The organism is Eximiradius sp., assembly GCA_937127445.1.
In the GTDB taxonomy this organism is placed as follows: Bacteria; Bacteroidota; Ignavibacteria; order Kapaibacteriales; family UBA2268; genus JAKIZO01.
Map to the genome: position 1 here is coordinate 91,123 of CAKZLY010000015.1, position 17,076 is coordinate 108,198.

General features: G+C 34.0%; 13 protein-coding genes and 1 riboswitch. Of the genes, 12 read left to right on the top strand and 1 reads right to left on the bottom strand.

Translation table 11 applies throughout. The features are described from left to right. Positions 1-130 precede the first annotated feature (130 nt). Genes AC6QZF_RS04570 through pgeF form a run of 5 tightly spaced genes read left to right on the top strand, consistent with a single transcriptional unit; the run spans position 131 to position 8,054 of the window. Complete coding sequence (locus AC6QZF_RS04570) at positions 131-3,679, top strand: multifunctional oxoglutarate decarboxylase/oxoglutarate dehydrogenase thiamine pyrophosphate-binding subunit/dihydrolipoyllysine-residue succinyltransferase subunit (protein ID WP_499798696.1); 3,549 nt, start codon at positions 131-133, stop codon at positions 3,677-3,679. A gap of 40 nt (positions 3,680-3,719) precedes the next feature. Next, positions 3,720-4,706, top strand: a complete 987-nt coding sequence (locus AC6QZF_RS04575; protein WP_499798697.1) for a Gfo/Idh/MocA family oxidoreductase — start codon at positions 3,720-3,722, stop codon at positions 4,704-4,706. 60 nt (positions 4,707-4,766) lie between these two features. After that, entirely contained in the window at positions 4,767-5,429 is a 663-nt protein-coding gene (locus AC6QZF_RS04580; protein ID WP_499798698.1) for a hypothetical protein, read from the top strand. Then, complete coding sequence (locus AC6QZF_RS04585; RefSeq protein ID WP_499798699.1) at positions 5,429-7,330, top strand: ComEC/Rec2 family competence protein; 1,902 nt, start codon at positions 5,429-5,431, stop codon at positions 7,328-7,330. Before AC6QZF_RS04580 ends, AC6QZF_RS04585 begins: the two co-directional genes overlap by 1 nt. Then, a complete protein-coding gene (gene pgeF, locus AC6QZF_RS04590; protein WP_499798700.1) occupies positions 7,320-8,054 on the top strand; it encodes a peptidoglycan editing factor PgeF in 735 nt (244 codons plus the stop codon). Before AC6QZF_RS04585 ends, pgeF begins: the two co-directional genes overlap by 11 nt. 108 nt (positions 8,055-8,162) lie before the next feature. Here pgeF and AC6QZF_RS04595 read toward each other — a convergent pair whose 3' ends face one another. Next, positions 8,163-10,571 carry a TonB-dependent receptor gene (locus AC6QZF_RS04595; protein ID WP_499798701.1) on the bottom strand — a complete coding sequence of 803 codons (2,409 nt, stop codon included), beginning with the start codon at positions 10,569-10,571 and terminating at the stop codon, positions 8,163-8,165. A 47-nt stretch (positions 10,572-10,618) separates the two neighbouring features. Then, positions 10,619-10,718, bottom strand: a riboswitch (TPP riboswitch). A gap of 173 nt (positions 10,719-10,891) precedes the next feature. On the opposite strand from AC6QZF_RS04595, the gene AC6QZF_RS04600 reads away from it, so the two are divergent. From AC6QZF_RS04600 to AC6QZF_RS04630, 7 genes are all read left to right on the top strand, one after another. After that, entirely contained in the window at positions 10,892-12,040 is a 1,149-nt protein-coding gene (locus AC6QZF_RS04600) for a heparan-alpha-glucosaminide N-acetyltransferase domain-containing protein (RefSeq protein WP_499798702.1), read from the top strand. 161 nt (positions 12,041-12,201) lie between these two features. After that, positions 12,202-13,776 carry a tetrathionate reductase family octaheme c-type cytochrome gene (locus AC6QZF_RS04605; RefSeq protein ID WP_499798703.1) on the top strand — a complete coding sequence of 525 codons (1,575 nt, stop codon included), beginning with the start codon at positions 12,202-12,204 and terminating at the stop codon, positions 13,774-13,776. 2 nt (positions 13,777-13,778) lie between these two features. Continuing rightward, positions 13,779-14,417, top strand: coding sequence for a cytochrome b/b6 domain-containing protein (locus AC6QZF_RS04610; protein WP_499798704.1), 639 nt, complete (start codon positions 13,779-13,781; stop codon positions 14,415-14,417). Further along, positions 14,401-14,919 carry a YeeE/YedE thiosulfate transporter family protein gene (locus tag AC6QZF_RS04615; protein WP_499798705.1) on the top strand — a complete coding sequence of 173 codons (519 nt, stop codon included), beginning with the start codon at positions 14,401-14,403 and terminating at the stop codon, positions 14,917-14,919. The genes AC6QZF_RS04610 and AC6QZF_RS04615 overlap by 17 nt, the downstream gene beginning before the upstream one ends. Positions 14,920-14,932: 13 nt before the next feature. Further along, complete coding sequence (locus AC6QZF_RS04620) at positions 14,933-16,132, top strand: YeeE/YedE thiosulfate transporter family protein (protein WP_499798706.1); 1,200 nt, start codon at positions 14,933-14,935, stop codon at positions 16,130-16,132. 105 nt (positions 16,133-16,237) lie between these two features. Continuing rightward, positions 16,238-16,417: a 50S ribosomal protein L33 gene (rpmG, locus tag AC6QZF_RS04625; RefSeq protein WP_499798707.1), complete on the top strand. Its 180-nt coding sequence runs from the start codon at positions 16,238-16,240 to the stop codon at positions 16,415-16,417. A gap of 64 nt (positions 16,418-16,481) precedes the next feature. Continuing rightward, positions 16,482-17,075, top strand: a complete 594-nt coding sequence (locus AC6QZF_RS04630) for a lysophospholipid acyltransferase family protein (protein ID WP_499798708.1) — start codon at positions 16,482-16,484, stop codon at positions 17,073-17,075. The last annotated feature ends 1 nt before the right edge of the window (position 17,076 follow it).

Below are 17,076 nucleotides of genomic sequence, written 5' to 3' on the forward strand. Positions count from 1 at the left end.
CTGTTGTTAAGGGACAACAGCCTTTTAATTACCTAAACTTCGAATTATTAGCATTGGCGTTTATCTACAATGTAATATTAACAAAAACGTTAAGATATTATTAATTTATTAAACAATTTTACGATATAAAATGAGCGAAATTAATTCAGCATTTGTTGAAGAACTGTACTATAATTACCTTCGGGACCCACAATCAGTAAGTAAAGAATGGCAAGAATACTTTTCACATAAAGCAGCCATCAAACAAAGAGCCAGTGAAAAGCCCCATGCATTGACCATTCAACCCACAAATATAAAGGAAGATGCTGAAATAGAAATTTTGCCCTCGATTTCAGCAAAAATTGCTGAGAATATGACAAAAAGTTTAGAAGTTCCTACTGCAACATCGGTTAGAACTATTCCAGTTAAATTACTTGACGAAAACAGACAAATAATAAACAAACATCTATTGAATGTCAAAAGAAAGAAAATATCTTTTACTCATATTTTGGCTTGGGCAATTGTCAAGGCATTAATAAAATATCCACAGATGAACTCACATTTTGACATAATAGATGGGAAGCCTGCAAAAATCAAGAGCAAGCATATCAATTTAGGTTTAGCAATTGATTTGGAGCGCAAAGACGGTTCACGTTTGCTACTTGTACCAAATATTAAAAATGCAGAAGGACTCACATTTTCCCAATTTGTTGAGCAATACGATTTATTGATTGAAAAAGCACGCAACAACAAGCTTGATTTAACTGATTTGGAAGGAACAACAGTTACATTAACCAATCCAGGAATGATTGGAACAACTCATTCCAGTCCAAGACTAATGAAAGGGCAGGGTTTGATTGTTGCAACAGGGTCAATTGATTATCCGACTGAGTTTCAAGCGGTAAATCCAGCGATATTGACAGATATGGCAATCTCAAAAGTCGTAACAATTACTTCAACATACGACCACAGGATAATTCAAGGTGCGGAAAGTGCTGAATTTTTGGCATATATTTCAAATTTGTTATTAGGAAAAAATAATTTCTATTATCAGATATTTTATAGTTTAGATGTTCCTTTTGAGCCACTACACTGGCAAACAGACATAGAGAACAAAAAAGCATATCCGTTGAATTTTGAGGATAAAATTGAGAAAAACGCTCATATAATGTTAATGATAAATGCTTACCGAGTACGGGGACATCTATTGGCGTCAAGTAATCCATTAGGTAGAGCAGTCTATTATTATCCAGAATTAGATCCTGCATACTATGGGTTGACAATCTGGGATCTCGATAGATACTTCCACGCTGATGACAACTGGGAAAGGAATGAGCTAACGTTCAGAGAAATTTTCGAGATACTTCGCAGCACATATTGCGGGCAAATTGGATATGAATTTATGCATATTCAAGCACCTGACAAAAAAGAATGGATAAAAACAAAGCTTGAAACAAAGAGTTTAAAACCTAAAATTACAAAAGAAGAAAAGATACAAATTTTGCATAAATTAATCGATGCTGAATTTTTTGAGAATTATTTACATACAAAGTTTATTGGACACAAGAGATTCTCACTTGAAGGCGGCGAAACCTTAATTGTTATACTTTCGCAATTATTTGAGAAAGCAGCAGAAAATCAGATTCATTCAATAGTAATTGGAATGGCGCATCGTGGGCGTTTGAATGTATTAGTTAATAACGTTGGAAAGAAACCCGAGCTAATATTTAATGAATTCGAAGGCGACTACGCACCTGAATTGGATCAAGCAGCAGGCGATGTGAAATATCATTTAGGTGACAAAGGTAAATACACTGGGGAAAATGGGTATACAGTGGAGATATTTCTTTCGCCAAATCCAAGTCATCTTGAATTAGTTAATCCAGTTATTGCGGGAATGGCAAGAGCAATTGATAATAGGATACAAGACCCAACATATTCCAAAGCGTTACCTATAAACATTCACGGGGATGCCGCGTTTGCGGGTCAGGGTATTGTGGCAGAAACATTAAATTTATCGCAATTAGAAGGCTATAAAGTAGGCGGAACAATTCATATTGTTGTGAATAATCAAATTGGATTTACCACTTCATCGGATGCATCTCGCTCCACGTATTATGCTACTGATATAGCCAAAATGATACAGTCACCTATTTTACACGTGAACGCAAACGACCCAGAAGCAGTATTGGAAGCTGCTGTTTTTGCAATGGAATATAGAGAAACATTTAAAAGCGATGTTATAATTGACTTATTGTGCTATCGCAAGTATGGACACAACGAAGGTGACGAACCAACATACACACAACCGTTACTCTACAAAAAAATCAAGTCAATGCCGCCAATTTCTAAAATTTATCAGAATGAATTAATTAGAGAAAAAGTTATCACCAATCAGGATGTCGAAAATTATTTATCCCAAATAAAATTAAAATATGAAGAAGCATATAATAATAGAGTAATTTTCAAAGGACAGAAGAAATTTGAGTTCTATTTGAAAGAAGGCAGGACGATTTCACCATATTTTACTGCAATTCACGATAATTTGCTTAAAGAAATCACAAAAGCAATAACAACAATACCCGAGAATTTCAATTTGAACCCTAAATTAAAGCAATTTATCAAGAAGCGATATGAGATGGTGTTTGATAGTGAAGGAGCAATAGATTGGGCTATGGCAGAAGCGCTGGCTTTTGGCTCTTTGTTGGTGGAGGGTCGCGATGTAAGATTTAGCGGGCAAGATAGCAGACGTGGAACATTTAGCCAGCGGCACGCGGTGCTTTATGATTATTTTAATGAAGATATTTATATACCGTTAAATCATATACGAAAAAATCAAGGGAGAATGAGAATATTCGACAGTCCGTTGTCGGAGGTAGCTACACTTGGTTATGAATATGGTTATAGCATAATTGCAGATAGCGATTTAACAGTATGGGAGGCACAATTTGGGGATTTCGCAAACAATGCTCAATCATTTTTCGACCAGTATATTAGCTGTGGCGAAGTAAAATGGGGGCAAAATTCTAATCTGGTAGTATTGCTGCCTCACGGTTATGACGGGCAGGGTTCTGAACATTCGAGTGCCCGATTAGAACGTTATTTACAATTATGTGCTGATGAAAATATGATTGTGGGGAACTTTACTACGCCGTCGAACTATTTTCACGCTTTGCGACGCCAATTACTTCTAACTCATAAATTGCCATTAATACTTATGACGCCAAAATCGATGTTACGGCATCCGTTTGCAGTATCAAAGCGAGATGAATTTATCTTTGGCGAGTTTCATCATATTTATGATGACGATAATGTAATCGATAGAAACAAGGTTGATAGATTAATTTTGTGTACCGGTAAAATTTACTATGAACTTTGTGAAGAAAGAACAAAGAGAAATATTAGTAATATAGCAATCATCAGAATAGAACAACTATATCCACTACATAAAGAATTACTTCAAAATACTATTAATAGTTATTCTAATACAAAAGAAATTATATGGGTTCAGGAAGAACCTCAGAATATGGGTGCTTTCCCCTATTTATATCCAATTTTTATAGAAATGATTGATGATTTTAAAAATAGATTTCGTTATATTGGTCGTCGTGCTTCTGCTGCAACTGCAACAGGTTCATATAAAAAGCATATTATAGAGCAAGAGAAGATTATTAATGATGCTATGAAGTTTGAAAAATAAGAAAAATATTATCTTTTAAATAAAATTATGGTGATTTAAAATGCAAAAAATCAAAATTGGAGTTATTGGAACAGGTCATCTGGGCTCAATTCACACAAAATTATGGAAGCATAATCTCGATGTTGAATTAGTTGGGATTTATGATGTAGATAAAGATAAAGCAATTAATATAGCAAATGAGTATCTCATCAAATCATTTGATTCGCTTGAAGAATTATTTAAGAATGTCGATGCTGTTACAATTGCAAGTCCAACAACAACCCATTATGAAGTTGCGAAATTAGCGATTGAGAATAAAAAACACTGTTTTATTGAAAAGCCAATTACTTCTACTTACAATGAGGCAATTAAATTAATTGAATTGGCAGAAAAAAGCAAAGTGCTTATTCAAGTTGGGCACGTCGAACGTTTTAATCCAGCGATAAAAGCACTAAAAGACACTCGAATGGAACCAATGTTTATTGAAGCACACAGATTAAGTCAGTTTAAGCCACGAGCAACAGATGTGTCTGTTATTCACGACTTAATGATACACGATATTGATTTAATGCTATGGTTGGTAAAGTCGGAAATTAAAACGCTGGATGCAACAGGTGTTTCTGTGATTACCGAAACAATTGATATTGCGAATGCAAGAATTAAATTTGAGAATGGAGCAGTTGCAAACCTGACGGCGTCGAGGCTTTCGGCACATCCAATGCGAAAAATGAGAATTTTCCAGAAAAACGCTTATATTTCAATTGATTTCGGCAATCAAGAAGTTGAACATTTTTACTTATCCGAGAATATTGCCGATGAAAATGCTGAATATGCTCACTTGCTTGGCTCAATCCAAGATGGGTTAAAAAACCAAAATATATATTATTCTAAACCATCTGTACCAAAATTAAATGCAATTGAAGAAGAGCAAAAAGCGTTTATTAATGCCATTAAGTATAATGAACCTATTGCTGTTGATGCTTATTCTGCTGCAAAAGCATTGAAATATGCAGAAGAAATATCTCGGCAAATTGAAAACCAAAGATAATTTTATCGTTTGGTGTTTTTATTAATTTAATTTTTTTCACAATCATCTTTTTGGCTGCTTATGAAAAAATTTGCACTTCTATTATTCTTTTTCTGGATAATTTCTTGCGATAGCCCTGAAAAGAAAGAAACTCCTGCCGAGCACGAAAAATCGGATAGAATTACAGAAAAATTTGTTCAAGGCAGGAAATTAATCACAGGAAATGATACTTGTCAGATAAATTACGATTATAATCAGTCTGAAAATAGTATTTTAAGTGATGTTGATACAAATCTTATTAACAAGCGACAATTATTAAAAGCAACTCACGAAAATAGCCATACAATTAGTTTGAGAAAAGCGATTGATTTGTTTAATTCTAATCAGTCAATAAATAAGTATATTACCAAATTTGCTTTTGACGGAAGTGATAATTCAAATTTGGGTAAATTGTCTTCAAACGATGAAATTTACTCTTTTGTGAGGTTGCACCAGGAGGGCTATTTATCAGGCAAATTCATAATGGTAAATTTTAGCGAAAATAAGAATGAAACATTTGACTTAGATATAATGTTTCAGCACAAACAGGATAGAATTTTTCGGTTTGTGATGGAATTCGATAAGCAAAATAAAATATTTTTAATAAAGGGTATTTATATTCCAGCAAAATATGACGAACAGTCTGTTAAATTTTATAGAAAGCTATACTCAATCTACTTAAATGATGAGAGTTTTGGAGTATAATGACTACATTTCTGGGATATAGATATTCAGAAATACCTCTATTCTTTGCATTAATTCCTTTTCTAACCGGTTTTATTGCAATAAATTTATTTTCAAATTTTGGTTTTTTGATATATGTATTAGCAATAATCTCACTATCTATTATTATTTTAGCATATATTAAGAAACTTTTTTTTGGGTCATTTATTTTCATTTCGTTTTTCTTCGGTGCAATTTATGCTGTTGCTATTCCAGCCACAAGGATGAGCAATCCATATCAGATTGACCTTGAATTTAAAACATTTTGCGACGGAAAGATTATTTCTATAAAAAACAAAGCTAAAGATAAAGTAAATTTTGTATTTAAAGGCAAAGTGTATATTCCAAACTTCAAACATCCGTTCGAACAAAAGGTATTTGTTAAGCATTACAATTCAGCATTTGAACTATACTCTGGTGATAGAGTAAAATTTAACGGTAAAATACGTTTACCAAGAAAGAAAGTATTACCTAATGAATTTGACGAAGAGAAATATTATGCAGGACTGGACATTCAGTGGATTGCTACGGCTGAGAAAGTATCTATTATCAACAAACCAATAAACTTATATTATTACAGAGATTTAGCACGTCAAGGTATAAAGAATATTACGGAAAAATTGTTTGATAGCGAACAAAGTAGTATAATCAATGCAATACTGTTGGGGGACAAATCAGCAATAAATCCTGAAATAAGGGGACTTTACACTTTATCTGGGACAGCACATGTGCTTGCGTTGAGTGGGCTACACATTGGGGTAATTAGTTTTGTCATATACGTATTTATCGGTCTTTTCAAAAACCATCATATTAAGTTTGGGACTTTTGTCTTAATAATTTTGCTTTATAATTTCATCACTGAATTTCAGCCATCGGCGGTACGTGCAAGTTTAATGGCAATATTTATTTTATTTGCTAAGTATTATCAGAAGCAATATACATTGTTAAATATTGCGAGTGTTGTAATCTTGGTTTCAATTATTTTCTCTCCGAATTTAATATATTCAGTAAGCTTTCAGATGTCTTCGCTGGCAATATTAGGTATTGCATTATTCTTTAATCCAATAAACAGTTTTCTGAAAAATATAATTTCAGATAAAATTAAAATCTTGGAATTCATAAGAGGAAGCATAGCGATAACTTTCTCTGCATCAGCAACTCTTGCACCACTGGTAGCATATTATTTTAAGACATTTTCATTGATTTCATTTGTTGCTAATTTGTTCGTTGTGCCAATATTTTCATTAGTATTGATTGGTTCATTATTGGCAATAATAATATCTTTAATTAGTTTTTCAATTGCATCATATTACGCATATTTTGTAACTTTTTTGCTATTACTCACTAATAAAATCAATCAAATCCTAATATCGATACCATTCTCATATATTTCTGGTGAAGTTTCGCTATATTATTCGTTATTTTTTAGTTTTGTGATAATTTATATTTTTTCTTCAAGTAATAATAGACTTGCTATTTCGAGAACATTAGTCAGTATATTAATGGTACCTTTGTTTATTTATTATGCAAAGCCAACGTTTGATAGTTACACGATAAAGAACAAAAAAATATATCCTCGCAATCAGCTTGTTGCTTCATTCTTCAGGTATAGCAAAGATACTGTATTTGTGTATCTTGCTGATAGGAAGCCAGCTCAGTATCCAAGGAATGATTATTATTTAGTCGATTATTTAGCAAAAATCCCTGATGAGTTAATTATTGCTGTAAATGGAAATGCGGGAATTAATACAGCAGATAAATTAAGAGAATTACGAAAATTTGAATATATTGAGTTTGCTCCATCTGTTCAAAAGGCATTAGAAGCTAAGTTTTTCCCAAATACTTTTGTATCCCAAATTATTGAGGTAATTGATGAAGATTAAAATTCACAAGCCTACTATTTTCCCATACAATAGAATTATTGCAGGAATAAGCGAAACAAATTTCAATCGATTTTCAACGGGTTTTTCTATTTTCCCAGCTAAAATTTACAGTAATGAAGAAGTTGAATATTTCAGGCGAATACTTGCAAATAATCTTGGGTTTAATCGCCAAAATTTAGTTTTTCAGAAGCAAGAACATAGTGATAATATTCAGGTTATTAATAAAGCAAATATTCAGGAAATCAAAATATCTGATGGAATGATAACCAATCTGAAAAATGTAATTCTAAATGTAACAGTTGCAGACTGTGCTGCTGTCTTGATTTATGACGAGCAAAAAGAAGTTATCGGTGCATTCCATTCAGGTTGGCGAGGCACACAGAAAAATATAGTTGCGAAAGGAATTCAAAAGATGGGAGAAAATTTCGGTTGTTCAGCAAAAGATATGATTGTGTGGATTTCACCCTCTGCCGGTAAGGGGAATTATGAAGTTGGGCAAGAAGTTGCAAAACTCTTCGCGGAAAAATACACCAAATCAATTGGTAACGATAAATTTCTGCTGGATATTAAAGGTGCAATTAGAGAACAGCTTCTTGCTTGTGGTGTAATAGGCAAGAACATTGAAATATCAAATATTTGCACAATTGAAGATAGGCGTTTTCATTCATTTCGTAGAGACAAAAACAGTTCAGGTAGAATGTCGGCTTTTATTGGAATGATATGAGAAATGGAACTCGCTTAATTTTATATTTATTTCGTTATATAATAAAAAGCAGGGCAAATGAACTCGCCCCGCATTGAATAATATAAGTTTATACAATTAAAATAGTAATTACATTTGAATTTTAAATCCAAGATAGACATTTCGTTCGGCTGCTGGGAAGAATTCTTTGCCTTCACCACTTGCAGCATAGAGTTTATTGAAAAGGTTGTAGACACTTGCACGAAGTTCAATTGAGTTTAGTCCTAAAACTCTGCGGAAAGTGTAAGATAAATCCAAATTATAAATATTGTATGCATCCACAACATTATCAGTGTAATAATCCCAGTCAAGGTGTTTACGAATGTCTTCGTTAGTTTTAAGCATATCATCGAAATTATCTGTTCTGAATTCACCAACATATTTGCTCAAAAGCGACAAGTAGAAATCGCCAACTTGATAAGTTAAACGTAGATTACCTAAGACATCAGGAAAACCAGCAATACGATTATCTTTGAGCGATACAACTGCGCCATGGTCGGTTAGAAAGTCGTAATCAACAATATAATTTTTGCTTAATGTTAAATTGCCTGAAATATCAAGTTTACCAAATGGTATGTCAAAAACGTTAACTGATGATTGTAGTTCAATGCCGAAGTGACGAGTACGCGGGGCATTACCGTCAATTGGATTGCCGAAAATATCTAATTTCCCACTTTTAACAAATTCGTTGAAATGCTCCATCCAATAAGCGTTTAAGTTGAAAAAGTATTTATCTGTTCTGAAATTGTAGCCAAGCTCAAAATTCAGCATAGATTCAGGTTTGATAATAGGTTGAGAGAAATCGTATCTAACGGTGCCATCTGGCATTTTCTCACCTTTGAAAAGTGGCTTTTTCCCTGAATAGCTGCTGCTTGCGTCGTAGAGATTTTTCATTCGAGGTTCACGAGAAGTATAAGCAACAAAAGAATAAATATTTGATTTGTCATCTAAATTATAATTCACACCAAGACGAGGATTAACAAAGAAATAATGGATATTGAATAAATCATCTCCATTTCCAACAGTGTCTCCGTTGGTGTTTATATATTTAGTAAAGTTAATTCCGGCTTTTTCGTTAGTAATTCTATATGAATGAAGCACTGCTTGGATTTCACCTGTAAAAATCAACTTATCAGAAACATTATGTTCTTCTCTTGCAAAGAATGAAAAAATATCACGTTCTCCATTATATGAATAAAATTTGTAATCAGGATTGAAGTTTTGGGGTAAGTTTTCAGCATAGCGTATTTTCCCCCAATGCTCTGAACGATGAATACGAACTTCCCCACCCAATGTGAGCAAACCATTGTCGTGCTGCAATTGTAAGCGAGGTATCCACCCGCCTTGTCTATTATATACGAATGCGCGTATTATTGGATTTTCAGGGTCCTTGATATCTGCTGGGAAACCATTTTCGGGTGTAAGCCTGAACATTTTTTTGTTCATCCAACCAGTCCCATCAAAATCAAAGAAACCTTTGCCGGAATAGAAAAATAATGTCGATTTTAGAGTTACGTTGTCGCTAATTTTCCAATCGTTTAGCATTTCGTAGTGTGGCTGTGAGAAATTTTCAATTTCCTGTTTTCTACGGACAGTAATCCAGGAAATGTTTTCGCCCGTAGAATCATACATCCAGAAATTATAGTTATGGCGGCGGAGATCTTTGTCTTTTATATAAGATTTTGGTAGTCCATTATAAGCCAAGCCATCGGCAAAAGGTCCTCCGAAAATATTGATTTGCGTAGTTAAATTGCCATCGAAGCGAGCAAAACCGAGAAAATATCCATCAAGCCGTGCCCACGAAACATCGCGATAACCGAAAGAATTAATTCGCGAAAGACGCGCATAAATGGCATATTTACCATCTATAATACCAGATGAAGCTTGAATAGAATATTTGCTCGTATTTTGTTCGTAATTATCACCAAATTGCTGTAGACCAGCACCTGTTTCCAAGGTTGCACCTGGCTGAACAGTAAAATTAGAGGTTTCGAGGTTAATGCTTCCACCTATTGCAGGGAAGCCATAATTAGACAATCCGGCACCACGTTGAACTTGGATGTTATCGATACTTGAAGCAATATCTGGGAAATTAATCCAATACATATTATGGTCCTCTGGGTCGTTTTGTGGGACCCCGTTGATAAGCACTGCAATACGCCTTTGGTTGAAGCCACGCATAGTTAAATTCGAATATCCAACACCTGCCCCACTTTCTGAGAAAGCGATTATGGAAGGAAGTTCTGAAAGTATTATCGGCAAGTCTTTAACGGTATGCCTTCGTTCGACCTCCGAAACAGTAATCTGAGCAAATGGGACGGGACTGCGTCGCTCCTCTGCCCTGTTTGTAGAAATTGTAATACTTGGTGTTTTGAAAGCACGGAGTGAATCGCGGCTTTCTGCTAATTCTGCCGAAGCAAAAGAATAATTCAACACAATAAGTGCGATTAAACAATAAAACTTTCCCATCTTGAAAAGCCCTTTGTTAAAGTTAAACATAAGCTTTTCCGATGGAGAACAAATTTGAGAGAAACTCGGGGAAGAAGCCTTTGCGGTTTCCGTTTCCCTACGCCGGTATTATCCGGATCAGGTTCAAGGAGTTTTCTCTCAGCCAATACTATTGTATTAGCACCTCCAACGGAATATTAGTTTTAAAACGAATAAGCAACAAAAATATTATTCATTTGAACAAAAAAATGATTAATAAATGAATTCGTCATAAGTAATAGTGGAAATTATAAAGTAGTGGTTGATTTTTCTTTCAAATGCAAGAAAAAATACCTAATTTTGTAGGTTTTAAAATTATCATTTGATAAATGATGAATATAAGTAATAATAACACAAGCAGTAGGCTCACAGCACTTGATTTCACCCGCTTTTTCGCTATGATCATGATGATGCAGGGACATGTGATTTATGAACTCGCGAGCCCGAATATAATAGATTATTCAAATTTTAGTTGGAGTGTTTGGAACTTCGTAAGAGGACTAACAGCACCAACCTTTTTATTTATTTCTGGAGCAGTACACATATTTGCAAATAAACGGCTTGAAGATGGTTCGTTAGGCAAGGATATTATTTGGAAAAGGATTAAAATAGCCTTAATGTTAATGTTTGTTGGGTATTTGCTTGTTTTCCCTGCTGCAAAAGTGTATGATTTGCAATTTGTAAGTGAAGATACCTGGAGAATCTTTTTCAGCGTAAATATTTTGCAGTTATTTAGTGTCTCATTGCTCTCACTGCTTGCACTTTTTATTATTACTAAAAACAATAAAACACTTGGCTATTTATCATTAATTTTGTCTTTCCTTATAGTATTTGCATCACCATTTGTTCATCAAGTGCATTGGTTTGATTATCTACCTGAATTTTTTGCTGCATATTTGTCTTCCGAACATGGCTCTTTATTCCCTGTATTTCCTTTTGCAGCTTATTTGTTGTTCGGTGCTTCTTTTGGAGTTTGGTTGCAAAGTATTGAACGCGACAAACGTAATGATTTTTTGATGAGAACTTGCTGGAAAATAGGATTGCCAACAATACTAATTGGCTATCCTATGATGCTATTATTCAGCAAAGTTAATGTACCATTTATCGATGTAATGAGAGTCAATCCGGGCTTCTTTTTCATTCGTATTGGTTTGGTATTAACAATTATATCAGCAATGACATATCTTTATAATTTAACTAAACCACTTGGTAAATACTATTCAATGTTTGGGAAAAAAGCAATATACATATATGTCATTCATTTAATGTTAATCTATGGCTCTCCTATTTCAGCAGGCTTAGCAAAGTTTTACCGCTCTCAACTCACTTTGGAATACTCAATTTTAGCTGCATTGTTTGTAATAGCAACAACCTTAGGAATTGTTTATCTGTATGAGCACGCTATAAATAAACATAAGTATCCAAAGATTGTGTTTAGGTACGCGGTTGCGACATACCTTTTTTATATTTTCTTTATTTAATTAATTTTAAATAACATAATTCATTCTATCTCTAATTAGCACAAACTAAATGATTAATTGGTAATCAAATATCTATTAATCTTTATTCATTTATTTGCTTATTTCAAAAAACTATATTACTTTTGCGTTATATAACGTATCAGCAATATGGTTTTGTTATTATGAAAAAAACGATTGGATTAATTCTGATTTTTTTGCTGCCAGCATTAATAGTCTATTTATTGTTTTTCGAACCAGAATATAAACCAACAAAGTTAGAATTATTGAAACAATCTTTGCAGCAAAAAAAGAAATCGGCAGTGGACCATAGCAAATTCGCTGAATTGAACAAAAAATTCGAGCATCCGCAAGATGTTACAAAAACCTGTATTAGTTGTCATAATAAACGTGATATTGAAGTTATGGCAACATCTCATTGGCGTTGGCTAGTAGACGAGTATATGGAAGGTAGAGGTATTATATCTCTTGGGAAACGAAATACTATTAATAATCACTGCATATCGATCAGCGGAAGCGAAGGAAGTTGTAACAGATGCCATATAGGATATGGTTACAATAGTAAGAATTTTGATTTCACAAAAAGCGAAAACATAGACTGCCTATCTTGCCATGATAATTCTGGTTTATACGAAAAAGAGAAGGAATCTGCCGGATACCCAAAATCAAATTTAGATTTTACAAAAATTGCTCAAAGCGTAGGCCGTCCAAAGATGGATAATTGTGGGTATTGTCATTTTAATGGTGGAGGTGGCAATAATTCGAAACACGGGGATTTGGAAGAAGCATTGTATACCGCAAATCGGAACGTAGATGTTCATTTAGCTCGTGACGGGGGAAGTTTTGATTGTGTTGATTGCCATACAGCAGAAAACCATAATATCAAGGGCAGACTGTATACTGTTGCATCAATGAACCGTAATCGTCTGCTTTGTGAAGATTGCCATACTGCAACTCCACATAACGAAGGTATTATCAATGAGCATACTACTAAAGTAGCCTGCCAGACTTGCCATATCCCAATTTATGCAAAGGTAAATCAGACAAAAACATTTTGGGATTGGTCTAAAGCAGGAAAGCTACAAAATGGCAAACCTTATGTAGTTCATAATGAGCAAGGAAATGACATTTATCTGTCGGAAAAAGGAGAAATCCGTTGGGAAAGCAATCTAATTCCTGAGTATGTATGGTTCAAAGGCACAGCAACTCATTATTTATTTGGAGATAGCATTAAGCAAGTACCGGTAAAATTGAACGAATTCAATGCGAATTATTACGCTATGAATTCAAAAATATATCCTGTCAAAGTAATGAGAACAATTCAGCCATACGATCCTGTTTATATAAGGCTTGTTTCACCAAAATTATGGGATAAAGAAGAAGGGAAAGGTGCTTTCTGGAAAGATTTTGATTGGGCAAAAGCAATAGATACAGGAATGAAATATATAAACCTTGAATGGAGCGGGAAATATGGATTCGTTGAAACAGAAATGTATTGGTTGTTAAATCATATGGTTTCACCCAAAGAACAATCATTGAAGTGCGTTGATTGCCATACAAGAAACAACAGCCGCCTGAAAGCAATCAATGATGTCTATCTTCCGGGTAGAGACAGGAGCCTTTGGATAGATAATACAGGAATCGCGTTAATTTTGCTTGTAGTTTTTGGAGTCGTAGTTCACGGGGGCACAAGAATAATATACCAAAGAAAAAAGAAAAACCATGAAGGAGATAAATAATTATGAAAAAGGTATATATTTATCGTGGATTTGAAAGATTTTGGCATTGGACACAAGCATTTTTAGTATTCTTCCTTGGATTTACAGGATTTGAAGTCCACGGTTCATTTAGTTTTTTTGGTTTTGAGCAGGCAGTAAAATTGCATATAATTGCAGCATATTCATTAATTGTATTAATTGTATTTGCAATATTCTGGCACTTTGCAACAGGAGAATGGAAGCAATACATACCTACACTCGAAAATATCAATAAACAAATACGCTATTACATTACCGGTATATTTCAAAATGCGCCTCATCCAGTACGTAAAACTGCATTGAGCAAGCTAAATCCTTTGCAAAGACTTGTTTATTTGGGATTGAAGATTGTTTTATTCCCGCTTATGATAACTACGGGGATATTATATTTATTTTATAGATTTCCGCAAGATGAAACCGGAATTAAAATTACGATTAATAATTTAAGTACAATTGCTTATTGGCACACAATAGGTGCTTTCCTTTTGGTTGCATTCGTAATAGCGCATTTATACTTAATTACCACTGGACAAACACTTACATCAAATTTAAAAGCAATGATTACTGGTTATGAAGAATTAGAAGAAGAAAAAGAAGAGGTAAATAATGAAAACACAAAATAATTATATGAATCCATATCTAGCTGGTTTTTTATTGGGTTTGCTGCTGCTTGTAACTTATGTCGTTACAGGGCGTGGGCTGGGTGCAAGCGGTGCAATAAAAAGTGTTGTAGTTGCAGGAGTTGAGACAATCTCACCTACACATGCAAATAAAGCAGAATTCTACAAAGAATATGTGGAATCACATAATGAAGGAGTGTTAAAAAACTGGCTTGTATTTGAGATCTTAGGGGTAGTAGTTGGGGCTTTTGTCTCAGGACTCATAGCCAACAGATTGACCTGGAAAGTAGAGCACAATCCTAAAATAAAAACACGAACGCGTTTGATTGCAGCATTATTTGGTGGAATGCTGTTTGGGCTCGGGGCTCAATTTGGACGCGGATGCACAAGCGGTGCGGCGTTGAGCGGTATGGCGGTGCTTTCGGTTGGTGGTGTACTCACGATGTTCGCTATTTTCGCCACAGCATATGCTCTGGCATATATTTTTAGAAAATTGTGGATATAAAGGAGAATAATAAATGGGACCATTTGTTCCGGACATAATAAGCAACGAATTAAATTTAATTGTTGCATTGATAATCGGCTTCTTTTTTGGGTTTATCCTTGAGCAAGCGGGTTTTTCATCTTCAAGAAAATTGGCAGGGTTGTTCTACGGTTACGACTTTACAGTTTTACGAGTATTTTTTACTGCTGGTGTAACTGCAATGATAGGAATAATTCTGCTAAGCTATTTAGGAATAGTAGATTGGGACATGTTATATATAAACCCAACATTTCTGTACTCCGCTATTATTGGTGGAGTGATAATGGGTGTAGGATTTATTATTGGTGGATACTGTCCTGGAACAAGTTTTGCAGGAGCGTCAATTGGTAAAATTGATGCAATTGTATTTATTATTGGTGGGATTTTAGGAGTATTTGTTTTTGCGGAGTTATATCCATACTTTAAAGATATTTATGTTGGTTCCGACTATGGAGAATTGCGAATTGATAAATTTTTTAAAGTAAATCCTGGAATTATTGCTTTTGGTTTTACAGTAATGGCGTTTGTTGCATTTATTATCACATCAAAGATAGAAAATAAAGTAAATAAAATCAGCACAAATGAAAAAAAGTTTTTTGAATTGCCTGAAAATAAACCATTATTAGTTGGATTTGTTTTTATTGCAGTATCATTAATTCTTACATTTTTGCCGACCAGAGAAGTTTATTTACAAAATAAAGTTGAAAGAATTGCTCGAAATAACGAAATCAAACATATTAATCCATTAGAGGTGGCTTTCAGAATTGTTGATGAAGATAACTCCTTGATGGTTGTTGATTTACGTGATAGGAGCGACAAAAGATATAAGACAATTCCTGGTTCGAAGAATATTCCTTTCGATGAGTTGTTTTTAAAAGACAATCAAAATTTCATTAAAAAAAGTCCTAAGACAATAGTATTTGTAGATAATCAAGGCACATTATCACTTAAGGCAGTTGCTTTCGCAAATGAGATAGGTAATCATCGAACATTTGCTCTTCAAGGTGGTTTAAACAGTTTTTGGGAACAATTTAAAAAGAAACCACAAGAAATCGACAAAAACGATTTGCATCAAACTGCATACTTAAATTTCATTACAACAGCACCAGAAAAATTACAAATACTCGAAACAAAATATTCACGAGACACACAGGATGCCGATACAAAACCTAAGAAAAAATCAGGAGGTTGCTAAAATTGAAAATGTTGATAAAAATCATTCGAGCTAAAAAGAAATTTTGAAAATATGTAATATATAGTTAATTTTGTAATTACTAAAATTGTATAATGGAGTTTGGAAATGGCAAAAAAAGAACAAAGATTTATGATCACGCTCGAATGCACTGAAGCTAAAGCTGAGGGGAAACCAGCTTCGAGATACACAACAACAAAGAACAAGCAAAATACACCAGAAAGACTGGAACTCAAAAAATACAATCCTTTTTTGAGACGTCACACTATTCACAAAGAAATCAAGTAATTTGATGAAATTTTAAGTAAAAATGCCTTTCGAGTTGTATTTTGGAAGGCATTTTTTTATTTTTATGAAAACAATCTCAAAAATAATACTGCACAAATTAATTACACTTATAAGCTCAACCTGGAGAATTAGAGTATTTGGAGAGTATAACGACACACCAGCAGTATTTGCTTTTTGGCACGGAGAGATGCTTCCAATCTGGAAGTATTTTTCCCGAAAGCTTGATAATAAGTATGCGGTTGTTAGTCTGAGCAAAGATGGACAAATATTAGCTGAGTTGTTGGAGAAGTGGAACTATTCTCTAATACGTGGTTCTTCTTCAAAAAATAGTAAAGACGTCCTGGGAAAAGCAACCGAATTAGCAAAAAACGCAAGTATTTTCATAACGCCAGATGGACCACGTGGACCTGCACGTAAATTTAAAAATGGGGCAGCAATAATTGCATACCGTAGTGAAGTGCCAATGTATCTTGTTCGTACATTTATTAGCTGCAAGTTTGTGTTCAAGCAAAGTTGGGACAAATTCATCTTTCCATTACCATTTTCCAAAATACGAATTGTAATTTCTGAAAAGCAATATATTCCGAAAGAGTATTCAAGAGAAGAAGTAGCCGAAATGATCGTCCAGATTGAAAATAAAATAAATTCAATTAGTTAAA

What these genes read in the sequence shown, in the direction of transcription:
- AC6QZF_RS04570 (WP_499798696.1), top strand. Translation starts at nt 131, where the DNA reads ATGAGCGAAATTAATTCAGCATTTGTTGAAGAACTGTACTATAATTAC.
- AC6QZF_RS04575 (WP_499798697.1), top strand. Translation starts at nt 3,720, where the DNA reads ATGCAAAAAATCAAAATTGGAGTTATTGGAACAGGTCATCTGGGCTCA.
- AC6QZF_RS04580 (WP_499798698.1), top strand. Translation starts at nt 4,767, where the DNA reads ATGAAAAAATTTGCACTTCTATTATTCTTTTTCTGGATAATTTCTTGC.
- AC6QZF_RS04585 (WP_499798699.1), top strand. Translation starts at nt 5,429, where the DNA reads ATGACTACATTTCTGGGATATAGATATTCAGAAATACCTCTATTCTTT.
- pgeF (WP_499798700.1), top strand. Translation starts at nt 7,320, where the DNA reads ATGAAGATTAAAATTCACAAGCCTACTATTTTCCCATACAATAGAATT.
- AC6QZF_RS04595 (WP_499798701.1), bottom strand. Translation starts at nt 10,571, where the DNA reads ATGTTTAACTTTAACAAAGGGCTTTTCAAGATGGGAAAGTTTTATTGT.
- AC6QZF_RS04600 (WP_499798702.1), top strand. Translation starts at nt 10,892, where the DNA reads ATGAATATAAGTAATAATAACACAAGCAGTAGGCTCACAGCACTTGAT.
- AC6QZF_RS04605 (WP_499798703.1), top strand. Translation starts at nt 12,202, where the DNA reads ATGAAAAAAACGATTGGATTAATTCTGATTTTTTTGCTGCCAGCATTA.
- AC6QZF_RS04610 (WP_499798704.1), top strand. Translation starts at nt 13,779, where the DNA reads ATGAAAAAGGTATATATTTATCGTGGATTTGAAAGATTTTGGCATTGG.
- AC6QZF_RS04615 (WP_499798705.1), top strand. Translation starts at nt 14,401, where the DNA reads ATGAAAACACAAAATAATTATATGAATCCATATCTAGCTGGTTTTTTA.
- AC6QZF_RS04620 (WP_499798706.1), top strand. Translation starts at nt 14,933, where the DNA reads ATGGGACCATTTGTTCCGGACATAATAAGCAACGAATTAAATTTAATT.
- rpmG (WP_499798707.1), top strand. Translation starts at nt 16,238, where the DNA reads ATGGCAAAAAAAGAACAAAGATTTATGATCACGCTCGAATGCACTGAA.
- AC6QZF_RS04630 (WP_499798708.1), top strand. Translation starts at nt 16,482, where the DNA reads ATGAAAACAATCTCAAAAATAATACTGCACAAATTAATTACACTTATA.